General features: G+C 60.3%; 15 protein-coding genes. 4 read left to right on the top strand and 11 right to left on the bottom strand.

Translation table 11 applies throughout. The features are described from left to right. Positions 1-4: 4 nt before the first annotated feature. Positions 5-427 carry a cupin domain-containing protein gene (locus tag FHX06_RS25445; protein WP_113204437.1) on the top strand — a complete coding sequence of 141 codons (423 nt, stop codon included), beginning with the start codon at positions 5-7 and terminating at the stop codon, positions 425-427. On the opposite strand, the gene FHX06_RS25440 is transcribed toward FHX06_RS25445, so the two are convergent. Further along, positions 424-1,317 (bottom strand): DMT family transporter, encoded by an 894-nt coding sequence (locus FHX06_RS25440; RefSeq protein WP_113204383.1) that lies wholly within the window; start codon positions 1,315-1,317, stop codon positions 424-426. The two genes, FHX06_RS25445 and FHX06_RS25440, sit on opposite strands and share 4 nt — an antisense overlap. A 41-nt stretch (positions 1,318-1,358) precedes the next feature. Next, entirely contained in the window at positions 1,359-2,132 is a 774-nt protein-coding gene (locus FHX06_RS25435) for a DUF3108 domain-containing protein (protein ID WP_112545548.1), read from the bottom strand. A gap of 241 nt (positions 2,133-2,373) precedes the next feature. Here FHX06_RS25435 and rpmB point away from each other — a divergent pair, with 241 nt between their 5' ends. Together rpmB and FHX06_RS25425 are read left to right on the top strand one after the other, a co-directional pair. Next, positions 2,374-2,676, top strand: a complete 303-nt coding sequence (rpmB, locus tag FHX06_RS25430) for a 50S ribosomal protein L28 (RefSeq protein ID WP_112545549.1) — start codon at positions 2,374-2,376, stop codon at positions 2,674-2,676. 125 nt (positions 2,677-2,801) lie between these two features. Continuing rightward, positions 2,802-3,437: a VUT family protein gene (locus FHX06_RS25425; protein ID WP_112970876.1), complete on the top strand. Its 636-nt coding sequence runs from the start codon at positions 2,802-2,804 to the stop codon at positions 3,435-3,437. A 163-nt stretch (positions 3,438-3,600) separates the two neighbouring features. On the opposite strand, the gene FHX06_RS25420 is transcribed toward FHX06_RS25425, so the two are convergent. The 5 genes from FHX06_RS25420 to FHX06_RS25400 form a co-directional block, all read right to left on the bottom strand. Further along, the gene (locus FHX06_RS25420) at positions 3,601-4,164 is read right to left on the bottom strand and encodes an AAA family ATPase (RefSeq protein ID WP_113209835.1); all 564 of its coding nucleotides are present in this window, start codon (positions 4,162-4,164) and stop codon (positions 3,601-3,603) included. 75 nt (positions 4,165-4,239) lie between these two features. Further along, positions 4,240-5,244 carry an esterase-like activity of phytase family protein gene (locus tag FHX06_RS25415; protein ID WP_113013242.1) on the bottom strand — a complete coding sequence of 335 codons (1,005 nt, stop codon included), beginning with the start codon at positions 5,242-5,244 and terminating at the stop codon, positions 4,240-4,242. A gap of 22 nt (positions 5,245-5,266) precedes the next feature. Further along, positions 5,267-7,168, bottom strand: coding sequence for a cobaltochelatase subunit CobT (gene cobT, locus FHX06_RS25410; RefSeq protein ID WP_113209694.1), 1,902 nt, complete (start codon positions 7,166-7,168; stop codon positions 5,267-5,269). Between the two features lie 12 nt (positions 7,169-7,180). Continuing rightward, entirely contained in the window at positions 7,181-8,173 is a 993-nt protein-coding gene (cobS, locus tag FHX06_RS25405) for a cobaltochelatase subunit CobS (RefSeq protein WP_112545553.1), read from the bottom strand. A gap of 311 nt (positions 8,174-8,484) precedes the next feature. Beyond that, positions 8,485-9,105, bottom strand: coding sequence for a J domain-containing protein (locus FHX06_RS25400; protein WP_112545554.1), 621 nt, complete (start codon positions 9,103-9,105; stop codon positions 8,485-8,487). Positions 9,106-9,210: 105 nt separating this feature from the next. Here FHX06_RS25400 and FHX06_RS25395 point away from each other — a divergent pair, with 105 nt between their 5' ends. Continuing rightward, entirely contained in the window at positions 9,211-9,492 is a 282-nt protein-coding gene (locus FHX06_RS25395) for a BolA family protein (RefSeq protein ID WP_112545555.1), read from the top strand. 3 nt (positions 9,493-9,495) lie between these two features. Here the strand turns inward: FHX06_RS25395 and FHX06_RS25390 are convergent, their stop codons facing one another. The 4 genes from FHX06_RS25390 to FHX06_RS25375 form a co-directional block, all read right to left on the bottom strand. Further along, positions 9,496-9,975, bottom strand: coding sequence for a DUF2938 domain-containing protein (locus FHX06_RS25390; protein ID WP_112545556.1), 480 nt, complete (start codon positions 9,973-9,975; stop codon positions 9,496-9,498). A 64-nt stretch (positions 9,976-10,039) separates the two neighbouring features. Then, positions 10,040-11,350: an HlyC/CorC family transporter gene (locus tag FHX06_RS25385; RefSeq protein WP_183881260.1), complete on the bottom strand. Its 1,311-nt coding sequence runs from the start codon at positions 11,348-11,350 to the stop codon at positions 10,040-10,042. Then, positions 11,350-12,480: a 3-dehydroquinate synthase gene (gene aroB / locus FHX06_RS25380; RefSeq protein ID WP_183881258.1), complete on the bottom strand. Its 1,131-nt coding sequence runs from the start codon at positions 12,478-12,480 to the stop codon at positions 11,350-11,352. The genes FHX06_RS25385 and aroB overlap by 1 nt, the downstream gene beginning before the upstream one ends. Beyond that, positions 12,477-13,067: a shikimate kinase gene (locus FHX06_RS25375; RefSeq protein WP_113013246.1), complete on the bottom strand. Its 591-nt coding sequence runs from the start codon at positions 13,065-13,067 to the stop codon at positions 12,477-12,479. Before FHX06_RS25375 ends, aroB begins: the two co-directional genes overlap by 4 nt. Positions 13,068-13,081 lie beyond the last annotated feature (14 nt).

The following is a 13,081-nucleotide window of genomic DNA, read 5'->3' as shown; positions in this document are numbered from 1 at the left end:
GGACCTGTCCCCCGAGGAGATTATCCACGAGCTCGGCATGCAGCCGCATCCCGAAGGCGGCTGGTATGTCCAGACTTTCCGCGACACGAATGGCGGCGAGCGCGGCCATTCGACGGCAATCTATTATCTGCTGGCCAAAGGGCAGCGCTCGCATTGGCATCGCGTGCATGACGCTGCGGAGGTCTGGCACTACTATGCCGGCGCGCCGCTGGCTCTCCATCGTTCCGAAGATGGTGGCAGCAGCGAGACGCTGAAACTCGGCACGGATATCGCCGGCGGCGAGCGGCCGCAGGCAATCATTCCCGCCAACTGGTGGCAATCGGCCGAAACCCTGGGCGACTATACGCTGGTCGGCTGCACGGTTGCGCCCGGCTTCGAATTCTCCAAATTCGAAATGGCGCCGCCCGACTGGAAACCCGGTTCCTAGATCTGCTCCGCCACAGGCTGCATTTGTGGCTTGCGGCGGAACATCTCCTGTGCGGCGAGCACCGCGCCACCCGTGATCAGCAGGCAGGCGAGCACAATACGCCAGCTCGGTTCGGCAATTCCGAAGACTGTCAGTATCAGCGTCGAAAGCAGCGGTGCGGCATAGCTTGCAGCGCCGAGAATCTGGATATCACCGTTCTTGACCCCGTGATCCCAGGCATAGAAGGCCGCGCCGACCGGAAAGAGACCGAGACCGACCACCGCAATCCATTCGAAGCCCGTTTGCGGCCAGACCGTCGTCTCCAGTCCCAGATGGCACAGCAGCGAAAGAATTGATGTCGCAAGGCAGAAGCCGGTGACCACATCGGTCGAGACAGCATCGAAACGCCGCGTCAGCAGTGAATAGCCGGACCAGGTGAAGGCACAGAGGAAGGCCGCGCCATAACCGACCGCATATGCGCCGTCGAAATCGATGCCGTTGCGCCCAACAATCAGGAAGGTGCCGCACAGCCCCGCCAGAGCGCCGACGATGTGGTACCAGCGCAGCTTCTCGCCCGGCAGCAGCGCCGAACCGACGACGATCAGCAGCGGCCACAGATAGGCAATCAGCCCAGCCTCAACCGCCGGCGCATTTCTCAGTGCAGTGAAGTAGAGGAAGTGGTAGCCGAACAGACCGGCAATGCCTGTTATCCAGACCTTTGCCGGCTGCTTCAGGAGCGCGATGCGCGACGGGTTGAAGGCGAGCACGAGAATGCCGGGAATACTGCCGATGGCAAAGCAGATGGCGGAAAGCTGGAACGGCGGCATCTTGCCGGAGGCGGCCGTAAAGAGTGCCAGGAACGACCACATCAGAATGGCCGTAAAACCGATCAGCGTTGCCCGAAGTTTCACCTGTCCCCCTTGCGGAGACTTGTCAAAGCTCCGTCAGTTGCTCACACGCCGTATTTCACAGCAGTGATTGTCACCGTTCCGTATTCCGTGGGAATGCGGACGTAGACCGGAGCATATACATTCGCCGCCTCAGCCTTGGCAAACCAGATCTCCATACGATTGCTCTTGCTGAGATAGTCGAGATCCTTGCGGCCCTTCTTGTAGCCGGAGCGCGGAATGAAGCGTACGCTGCAGACGGTCGCCTTGCCCTTGAACCCATCCGTCGAGAAATCCTCGTCGCCTTTCGGCGAAAGCACGAGGTCCATCCGCGTCTCGCCGTCAAAGATGGGCAGTTTCTGGGCGCACACATTGGTATCGCCAGTGAAGATCAGGCCAGAAATCGGATCGAGCACGGAGCGCATGTCGCCCTGCGTCACCGGAATCCAGTTCTTTGGCCGCCGCGGCTCGGGAGTGGTGGTAGCAGAGACGATATTGCCGTTGCGATAGCTGACCTCATAGGTCCGCACCTTCTTGCCGGTCTTGTAATAGAGAACGTATTTTGCTGCCTGCAAGCGGTCGTTTCGCACCACGCCGCTGACACTGGTCTTGGCAAGAATATCGGTGACGAGATCGGCAAGACCGGCCGATTTGATATCCCCGTCAATATTGTAGCTGTGATCGTCTTCGATCTTGGTCAGGAAGGCTGCCCGCGCGATCGTCAGCCCTGCAAGGGCGACCTTATACTCCGTACGGTGCTGTATCTCGCTTGCACCCGCTGGCAAGGCCAGAAGCGCCGCAAATGCCGAAGCCGTTATTCGTCTGCCGAGATGAGCCATAGTGAGAGCCTTGTCTTGCTGGGCCGCTTGCGCCCTTGCATTGCGGTCTATACTCCTGCCGCAACGCGAAGAAAACAGCAGCTTTTTGACAGAATTGCGGGAAAGGCCAAGGTTTGGCTTGACGGGCGCGGCCTGTCTGACTATAGAACCGCAACTTTCCAATCATGGCCTGATGGATTGCGCAGCTGGTTGTTGCCGGATTGTCATCCAATGGCCCGAGAAAAACAAGAATAGGTGTTCCATGTCCCGCATGTGCGAATTGACCGGCAAGGCAGTCCTGACTGGTAACAATGTCAGCCATGCCAACAACAAGACCAAGCGCCGGTTCCTCCCGAACCTGTGCCAGGTTACGCTGATCTCCGACGCGCTCGGTCAGCGTTACCGTCTTCGCGTTTCGGCTGCTGCTCTTCGTTCCGTTGAGCATCGTGGCGGCCTCGATGCCTTCCTGCTGAAGGCTAGCGAAAACGAACTTTCGATGCGCGCTCGTCTGCTGCGCCGTCAGATCGTCAAGAAGACCGCTGAAGCCGCTGCTGTCGCAGCCTAAGCTTCGACGACGTCTTTCGAAAGCTTCAAAAGGCTTGCACGGATAACATCCGGACAGGCCTTTTGCTTTGCCAGCCTTTAGGCCTAAATTTTACTCCAACTGGTGGCATCACCCAGGATAAAAAAATGCTGAAGACCCGCTATACGTTGGCCTATGTCGCCCTGATGACGCTTGTCGTCGTCGCCTCCAATTTTCTCGTCCAGTTTCCGCTGAACGCCACGATTGCCGGTATCAATCTTGCCGACATTCTGACCTGGGGCGCCTTCTCCTATCCGATCGCCTTCTTGATCACCGACCTGACGAACCGCCAGTTCGGCCCACAGGCTGCGCGTAAAGTAGTTTTCGCCGGCTTTGTCGTCGGTGTCGCCCTTTCCTTCTTCACCTCGGTTCCGCGTATCGCGATCGCCTCCGGCTCGGCCTATCTTGCTGGCCAGCTTCTCGATATCGCCGTCTTCAACCGTCTACGCCGTCAGGCCTGGTGGCGCGCCCCGCTCGTCGGCTCGTTGATCGGTTCGGCGCTGGACACGGTGATGTTCTTCTCGCTGTCCTTCGCCGCCTTCTTTGTCTTCCTTGGCCCGAACGAACCGTTCGCGCTGGAAAACGCACCGATCCTCGGTGTCCTTTCAACGGAAGCCCCACGCTGGATCTCGTGGGCACTGGGTGATTTCTTGGTGAAGATGCTTGTCGGCCTGGTAATGCTGCTGCCCTACGGCGCACTCATGAACGTGCTGCGTCCGATGCAGTCCGCTGCGGCACGGTAAATACCGCCGCACGATCAGCCGTCACCCTGCTCCCGCTTGGATGGACATTGTTTCTGGTCGAGCGACCCAGGAAAACGCTCTGACCATGAATGCTGGACGGACTGGCTGCAGGCTTTGCTGCAGCCAGTCCGAGCGCCGATAGCAACCAGCACCGGCCACGGATTCACGAAGCCCGAGGGCGCTTTGCAATCACCGCCGGGTGGTTCAGTACGTCAGCAACAAGATCTCCCAGGGGACGCGATGAGTCGAGGCGCAGGACTGGCCTCGTCACGGTCCTTAGCCACTCTTCATGCCCAACGAGGCTGCGGTGTTCCGGTCCGGCCGTATCATAGCTCTGGGCCCAATCCATGAAGGCGCGGCTTTGCACGGCCATGTCGCCGCCGGGCCTGATCCGCTCGCCATAGCGGGAATCCTCGCGCATGCGGATGCGCTCCATGCGCAAGACTGGATCGATCGTCAGGAAAACCACCAGATCATAAAGCGGCTCGAAGTCCGCACCCCATTTCAGGGCCGAGCCGGAAAGCACCCAGCCAGCATCGGGCCGCGCTTCCTGTTGGAGCATCGCGACGCGAGCGCTCACTTCGCGCTGCGTCGTGAAGGGCGGATCGGTCGGCATCCAGAAGAAATGGTCGGTATCGAGATGGCGGATGCCGAGTATGTCGGCCAGCGCCAGGCCGAGCGTGGTCGTGCCGGAGCCCGAAGCGCCCGTGATATGGATGTGCATGATACGCTCTCGTAAGGGGTGATATCCGCAAGGGACGGACCGAATAGCGCAGAGTTGTGACAGCCATTCGACGGCCACTCAATCGATCAGTCTGAACTCCAGCATCAGATTGCGCTGAAGGATGGAGTGATTGTCGTCAGACACCAGGATGACATGCGTCGTGCCATCGGCTGCCTGGAAGGTATCGATCCCTTCCATATTGTCGATGTTGTAGTTGAAATTGCCCTCGACGAGCAGTTCCCCATTCACAATGGCGCCAGGTTTGATATCCGCCCCCTTGATACGGCGGATCCGCATGCCGATGCCTTCGGCCATGTTGAAGCGCCGCTCCAGAAGAAGCAGATCGCCGTCCGGCAGGAAGGCGCCGTCAGTCACATCGAAGCTGCCGTCCTGCTCGACGGTAAACTGCCCTTTCAACGGCCCGTCCAGAATAGCCGCAAGCCGGTTGCCGTCCTCGTCCAGGCTACGCTCGGTCACGATCAGGGGCGCGCCCTTCAGCGGGCCTGAGGCAGGGGCCACGACGACAGTTTCAATTCCACGGTTCGACCGCATCTCATCTCGGGGAACGAGGATCCCGACCGTCGACAGGGATCGTGAGTCGAGAAAACCTGGATCCGGATAGACGTCGACGCGATGATACTGTTCGAAGGACACAAGAAGCCGGTCGCCATCCAGCGCGAGGCCCTCGGCATCCATATGTCCCTTACCCTCATAGGTCCGGCCGACCCGATCCCGCATCGGCGTGATCTCGACACCGGAAAGACCGGAGAGCCTGCCATTGGCATCGCGTTCGATGCTGCCCGTCAGCCAGTGCCCGGTATCGAGAACGCCAACGAAACTCTTGCCGTCAGGGCGCATGCGGATGGAAGAAAGCGAGCCGAAGAGCGAATTGCTCGACACCATCTCCAGCCCGCCGATAAACTCCAGCGGACCGAAACGGGTTTCGTCGCGACCGATATGGAAATCCGAAATCTTGCGGCTGACGATCTTCGCAGGCTCGCCCGCACCCGCTTGCGCGCTTGAGTACCCTGTCGCGAGGCAGAGGGCGACCAGAGCCACGCGAGACAGGTTTTCAAACGCCATACGGAGCTTCCCCGAGACTATATCAACCGGCGCGGCGCAGACGGCCACCGCGCGGCTGTGTGGCATGATCCTCAAACAATTCGGCTAGCTGCTCGGTCATGGCGCCGGCAAGCTCGTCGGCATCGACGATCGTCACGGCACGGCGATAGTAGCGCGTGACGTCATGGCCGATGCCGATTGCCAGAAGCTCGACCGGAGAACGCGTCTCGATCTGCTCGATCACGGCGCGCAGGTGTCGCTCCAGATAATTGCCCGGATTGACCGACAGCGTGGAATCATCGACCGGCGCACCATCTGAAATCATCATCAGGATGCGGCGCTGTTCGCGCCGTGCCAGCAGGCGATTGTGCGCCCAGATCAGCGCCTCGCCATCGATGTTTTCCTTGAGCAGGCCTTCTCGCATCATCAGGCCGAGATTGCTGCGCGCGCGCCGCCACGGGGCGTCGGCAGACTTGTAGACGATATGGCGCAGGTCGTTGAGTCGGCCTGGTGTCTGCGGCTTGCCATTCGCAAGCCAGTTCTCGCGCGCCTGACCGCCCTTCCAGGCCTTCGTCGTGAAGCCGAGGATTTCCACCTTGACGCCGCAACGTTCGAGCGTGCGCGCCAGAATATCGGCGCAGGTCGCCGCAACCGTGATCGGCCGGCCGCGCATTGAGCCGGAATTGTCGATCAGCAGCGTCACGACCGTATCGCGGAACTGCGTATCGCGCTCCATCTTGAAGGAGAGAGGCTGCGTCGGGTCGATGATGATGCGCTGCAGACGGGCGGTATCGAGATAGCCTTCCTCGAGATCGAAATCCCAGGAACGGTTCTGCTGCGCCATCAGCTTGCGCTGCAGACGGTTGGCAAGGCGACCGACAGCGCCCTGCAGGTGCGCCAGTTGCTTGTCGAGGAAGGCGCGCAGGCGCTCCAGTTCGGCGGCATCGCACAGCTCTTCGGCCGTGATGATTTCGTCGAACTCTTCCGTATAGACGTGGTAATCGACCTTCTCGTTGAAATCGGCAAACGGCGTGTTCGGACGGCGGGTTTCGCCCGGCGTCTCGGAATCGTCCTCGCCCTCTTCCATCATGTCGTCGTCGGAGATTTCGGCGCCTTCAGTCTCGCCGTCCTCCATTTGCTCATCGGAGACTTCGCTGTCCTCGACAGGTGCGGCATCGCTGCCGGCATCCTCGTCGACTTCATCCTCGTTCTGCTCGTCACCGGTCGGCTGATCATTGTCGTTGGACTGATCGTCGTCATCCGAATTGCTGTCGTCATCGCCATATTCCTCAGCCATCTCCATGGCTGAAAGCATATTGCGGATGACCTTCGAGAAGGCCTGCTGGTCGTTGATGACGCCGGAGAGATTGTCGAGCTCGCTGCCGGCCTTGTCTTCGATGAAGGAACGCCACAGGTCGAGCACCTTGCCAGCCGAGGCCGGCGGCTTCTGACCGGTGAGCTTCTCGCGCACCATCATGGCGACAGCCTCGCCGATCGGCGCATCTTCCTGTCGTTCGATGCCGGAGAAATTCGCCTTCGCGTATTTCTCGTCCGTCATGGAACGCAGGTTTGCAGCCATGCCTTCCATGCGCAGCGAACCGATCGATTCCACCCGCGCCTGTTCGACAGCGTCGAAGATCGCCCGAGCATCGGAGCCCTGCGGCGCCATGGTCGAATGGACCTTCTCGTCGTGGCAGGCGATACGAAGCGCCATGGAATCGCCAAGCCCACGCGTCACTGCCAGCTCATGCGCTGTCGGCCGCTTGGAAAGCTCCGGCAGACGGATACGCTCGCCCGTCATGCCGGGACGCTCATTGGCAAAAGCCACCTCGACCTGGTCGTCACCGGCGATTGCGCGCACGCAACCGGTTATCGCACGCCGCAACGGCTCGACATCGACAGGCGCGCCGGGCTTTGCTTTCGAATTGTCACCGCGAGATGCCATGATCGACTGGCCTTATGCCCCCAGCACGATGTTGGCTGCACTTTCCTTCAGCTCTACACCGAAGGCGCGCTGATAATGCTCGGCCACCAGCGGACGCTCAAGCTCGTCGCACTTGTTGAGGAAGGTTACCCGGAAGGCAAAGGCGATGTCGCCGAAGATCTCGGCATTCTCGGCCCAGGTGATGACGGTACGCGGGCTCATGACGGTCGACAGATCGCCGTTCATAAACGAAGCGCGTGTCAGGTCGGCGACGCGGACCATCTTGGAAACCGTATCACGGCCTTCCTTGTCCTTGCCGAAACTCTTCACCTTGGCGGCGATGATATTCACTTCGTGGTCGTGCGGCAGATAATTCAGCGTCGAGACGATAGACCAGCGGTCCATCTGCGCCTGGTTGATCTGCTGCGTGCCATGGTAGAGGCCCGTCGTATCGCCGAGGCCAATCGTGTTGGCAGTCGCAAACAGGCGGAAGGCCGGGTGAGGGCGAATGACGCGGCTCTGGTCGAGCAGCGTCAGGCGACCAGAGGATTCCAGCACGCGCTGGATAACGAACATCACGTCCGGGCGGCCGGCATCGTATTCATCGAAAACGAGTGCGACATTGTGCTGGTAGGCCCAGGGCAGGATGCCGTCCTTGAATTCGGTGACCTGCAAGCCATCCTTGACGACGATTGCATCCTTGCCGACGAGATCGATACGGCTGACATGGCTGTCGAGGTTGATACGCACGCACGGCCAGTTGAGGCGCGCGGCGACCTGCTCGATATGCGAAGACTTGCCCGTGCCGTGGTAGCCTGAAATCATCACGCGTCGGTTATGGGCAAAGCCTGCGAGGATCGCGAGCGTCGTCTCACGGTCGAAGAGGTAGTCGGTATCGAGATCAGGCACATAGGCGTCGCCCTTGCTGTAGGCGGGAACGCGGATGTCGGAATCGATGCCGAAGGCCTCACGGACCGAAACGGTGGTATCGGGCAGTTCGGAAATATCAAGTTCGATCTTGCTCATCATGTCTCCAAGGCGGGCGGTGGCACCCGACCATACTGTCTCAGGCCATTTCACAACCGCGACGCCGCGATATTTGTCCCGCGCCCGTCAGGTTGGAACGTCGGCGATACTTCTCCGGGACTGAAACGAAACCTCGGCGGGATGATGACCGCTGGCGAGCATTCTTGAAAGAGTCCCGGACAAGAAACGCCGCGTCCGGAAGGTCGGCAGAGGCGATGTCGGGAAAACGCACAAATATGTATGCCGCGGTTGCCTGCGGCCTCAGCCGATGAGGACCATACCCGATTGAAGCTCAAGAGCAAGGACGGGAATTAACAAAAACCGTTCTGCTTCAATAATTGATAGGCTTGGATGACGGCGCGGAAACGCTCTTCCGAGCCGCGATCGCCGCCATTCGCATCGGGGTGATGCTTCTTGACCAGTTCCTTGTACTTGCTCTTGATCTCGGCGGAGGTGGCGTTCGCCGCAAGTCCCATCGTATCGAAAGCCTTGGCTTCCAGCGATTTCAGCTTGCGGGCCTGCGGGAAACGCGGGCCGCTGCCTTTGCCGCCGCCTTCCTTCACGAAGCCGAAGGGATCACGCACGCGTGAATAGGAGCCGGAGCGAACTTCGGCATGCAGCGGGCTGTTCTTGGCATCCTTGTTGACACCGACCGTCCAGGTGGGGCGATGACCGGTTATCGCCTCCTTCTGGTAGCGCGCGATTTCGCCGTCCGAGAGGCCGGAGAAATAATTGTATCCCTTGTTGTAGTCCTTGACGTGCTCGAAACAGAACAAAAAGAACTGGCCTTCCGCATTGCGTCCCACAGGAGCGCGATGCGTGCCTTTTTTGTCGCAGCCGTCCCACTGGCAAGTTGGAGGCGCCTGCTCGGGCTCCTGCTCTCGCCTGCGGCGCGTACGGATGCGATCGAAGTATTTGGAATCAAGTCTCATGACGGCGCTAATTATGGGGCTGCAGACCGATGACAACAAGAATTGACAAACGGGAATGTTGCTGGCTTGGTGGGAACCTTTTTCGTGAACTCAGAAGACCCGGTGATGACACTCCAGACCAGCATCGAAGAGAAGCTCAAGGCGACCTTCGCACCCGAACGCCTTTCCGTCATCAACGAGAGCCATCTGCATGCCGGCCACCAGCCGGACATCACAGGCGCGGGCGAGACACATATGCGGGTGCGCATCGTCTCTGCAAAATTCGTCGGCATGTCTCGGCTGCAGCGGCATAGGGCAATCACCGACCTCCTGAAGCCCGAACTGGATGCCGGGCTTCACGCGTTGGCCGTCGAACCGGCAGCGCCCGGCGAACCGACGCGCTGGTAATCCTTAGCGAATAATCAGCGCGGTCGCGTAAAGGCCGAAACCGAACACGGTGTGGGCCAGCAAATTAAGCACGCGAACCTTGGTAGGGTTCGGCGTCTTCGAAGCTGCCCACCCGAGGCCGAGGCCAGGCTGCATCAGAAACCAGCCCGCTCCGACGGTGACGATACCGAGGATCCAGGCCGGCAGGAATGTCGGGGCGGCAAACCAGGCCGGGCCGACAAAGATCGCCAGCAGGATGCCGTAGAGGATGCCGACGACATAGTGACCGATCCAGCCGAGCGCCAGCTCGCTGGCATATGGCGCGGCGTCACCGATATTGTCATGGAAGACCTTGCCCTTGCCGAGATGCCAGAACCAGCGGCCGGCCGGCGCCCAGTTCGGCGACGGCGTCACGCCGAGCTTTGCGAGCAAGATCGCCCAGAGATCCATGAGGATGGTTGCCCCGATGCCGATGACGACGGAGCGCCAGATGATGTCGAACATGTCAGATCCTGCGGAATGAGCCGGCATCAGGAGATCTCCAGATGCCCGGCAACGGAAATCTTGGTCAGGCGGGTTTCGTTTCGTCTTCCTCGGCGGGACGAATGCGAAGCTTGGTGATGCGGTTCTTCTCCCGCTTCATGACGACGAAGCGTTTGCCGTAGAAGGTGAAGGCCTGCCGCTCCTCGGGAATGGTCATCGATTCATGGATGACGAGGCCGGCAATCGTCGTCGCCTCCTCATCCGGCAGGTTCCAGTCCAATGTGCGGTTGAGATCGCGGATCGGTACGCCGCCATCGACGACGATCGAACCGTCGGCCTCCTGTCTTACGCCCTGCATGTCGATATCGTGTTCGTCGGAGATATCGCCGACGATTTCTTCGAGAATATCCTCGAGCGTCACGATGCCCTGCACCTCGCCATATTCATCGACGACCACGGCGAAATGCTGCTTGCGGCGAAGGAAGGCATTGAGCTGGTCTTCGAGATTGGTACTGTCGGGCACGAACCAGGGCTTCTGGGCGATCTTCACGATATCGAGCTGCTGCGGTTCCATGTTCGGCTCGGCCAGCGCCCTGAGCAGATCCTTGGCGTGTACGACGCCGATGATGTTGTCGATCGTACCGCGCCACAGCGGCATCCGCGTATAGGGACTTTCGAGGATCGCCCGGACCACCGCCTCCGGCGGATCGTCGGCATTGATCGCCCGCATCGCCATGCGGTGGACCATGATATCCGAAAGCTCGAGTTCGCCGAGATCGAGCACGCCCCCGAGACGGTCACGGTCGGCCTTGACGACGGAACCCTCGCGATGCAGCAGGTCGACTGCGCCACGCAGCTCCTCATGGGCTGACAGCATCGAGACTTCGCGCGACAGGTTGATCCCGAAAAGACCAAGGATCTTGCGCACGATCGCATTGACGAAGGAAGAGAGTGGGCCGACCACGGCGACGAAGAGCCGTGTCGGTATTGCAACGTTGAGCGCAAAGCGCTCCGGCTTGGAAATCGCCCAGCTCTTCGGCAGAACCTCCGCGAAGATTACGAGAATGATGGTCATGGCAAGCGTTGCCAGTGCCACGCCGGAATTGCCGAAGATCCCCAGAAACACGCTTGTCGCCAGCGACGACGACAGGATGTTGGCGAGATTATTGCCGATCAGCAGCGCACCGATCAGCCGGTCACGGCGCTCGATGAGGGTTCTGACGAGACCGGCACGCTCATCGCCATTGGCTTCCAGCGTATGGATCCGGCTTCTCGAAACGGCAGTCAGCGCGGTCTCGGATCCCGAAAAGAAGGCAGACATCAACACCAGGGCCACGATCGAAACGATCTCCGGCCAGTAGACCGACAAAAACGCCAGGGTGCCCTCGACTGACATCAGGGATGTTTTTCCTTGAGAAAGCTGACCACTTCGGAAGCCGGCACGTCGTCGGCGACGAAAGACTTGCCGATGCCGCGGGTGAGAATGAAAGTGAGCTTGCCCCCCTTGACCTTCTTGTCTTGCGCGATCGCATCCATCAGCGCTTCGGCCGGCGGAAGAGTGCCCGGAATTTCCGACATGCGGGTCGGCAAGCCGACCGCCTTCAGATGCGCCTCGACACGGCGGGCATCGTCCGGGCTCGCAAGGTTCATGCGCGCCGAAAATTCATGCGCCAGCACCATGCCGATTGAAACGCCTTCGCCATGAACAAGCCGGCTGCTGTCATAGGCGGTCGCAGCCTCCAGCGCATGGCCGAACGTATGGCCAAGATTGAGCAGTGCCCGCTGGCCGTTTTCACGCTCGTCGGCGACGACGACATCCGCCTTTGCCTGGCAGCTGATGGCAATCGCTTCGATGCGCGCAGAGCCACCGGCAAAGACTGCCTGCCAGTTGTTCTCCAGCCAGGCAAAGAAATCCGGCTTGTCGATCAGGCCGTATTTGGCAACTTCGGCGTAGCCGGCACGGAATTCGCGCTCACTCAGGGAATTCAGAACATCGGTATCGGCGAGAACCAGGTCCGGCTGATGAAAAACGCCGATGAGGTTTTTGCCGTGGCGGCTGTTGATGCCGGTCTTGCCGCCGACGGAGGAATCCACCTGGGCCAGCAGCGAGGTCGGCACCTGCACGAATCGCACACCCCGCCTGACAATACCGGCAGCAAAACCCGAGAGGTCGCCGATGACGCCGCCGCCGAGTGCGATGACATAGTCATTGCGTTCGACGCGCGCTTCCAGAACCTTGTCGCAGACATTGATCAGATGCTCGAAGCTCTTGGTCTTCTCGCCGGCCGGCAAGACGACTGACGCCGAGGCGATGCCTGCAGCATCCAGACTTGCCTTCAAAGCGTCGAGATAAAGCGGCGCCACATGTTCGTCGGTGATGATGGCGGCCTTGCGCCCCTTGAGCCGCGAGGCAATCTCGGCACCTGCGCCGGCGATCAGCCCTGGCCCGATCATAATATCGTAGGCGCGTTCGCCAAGCGGCACATGCACTTTGCGGACAGCGGAACCGGGGGTTATCGCGTTCATGATACTGCACTTTCCTTCTGCGCCTCGACCACGGCCCTCAGCACTTCATCGGCCATGACTTCCTTGCGTACGTCGCGCGAAAGCACCGTCAGATCGGCTTCGGCATAAACGGGGTAGCGGGCATTCATCAGATTTTCGAGCGTCTGCTTCGGATTTTCAGTCTTCAGGAGCGGGCGTGTGTCACGCTTGTTGACCCGTTCCCAGAGGACCTCGAGATCGGCCTTCAGCCAGACCGAAAGGCCGCCCTTCTTGATATGTCTGCGCGTTCGGGCATTGATGAAGGCGCCGCCGCCGGTGGAGACGACGCGCGGACCGCCCTTGAGCAGGCGCTTCATGACCCGCGCTTCGAGCGCGCGAAACTCCTCCTCTCCATAGGCAGCGAAAAGTTCCGTGATCGTCATGCGCGAAACGCGCTCAATCTCGATATCGCTGTCGATGAAGGGAACGCCGAGCTGGTGCGCAACGAGGCGGCCCACCGAGGATTTTCCGGCTCCCATAAGGCCGACGAGGATCAGATTGCGTGAACCGAGCGCGGCGCGAGCTCTGTCTCTCAGGCTGTCTGCAACGGAAACTGGCGGTTCACTCATCGGTCCATTCACAC

Origin of the sequence: Rhizobium sp. BK512 (genome assembly GCF_014194915.1) — a bacterium.
GTDB lineage: Bacteria > Pseudomonadota > Alphaproteobacteria > Rhizobiales > Rhizobiaceae > Rhizobium.
This window is presented reverse-complemented; position numbering and strand designations above follow the sequence as displayed.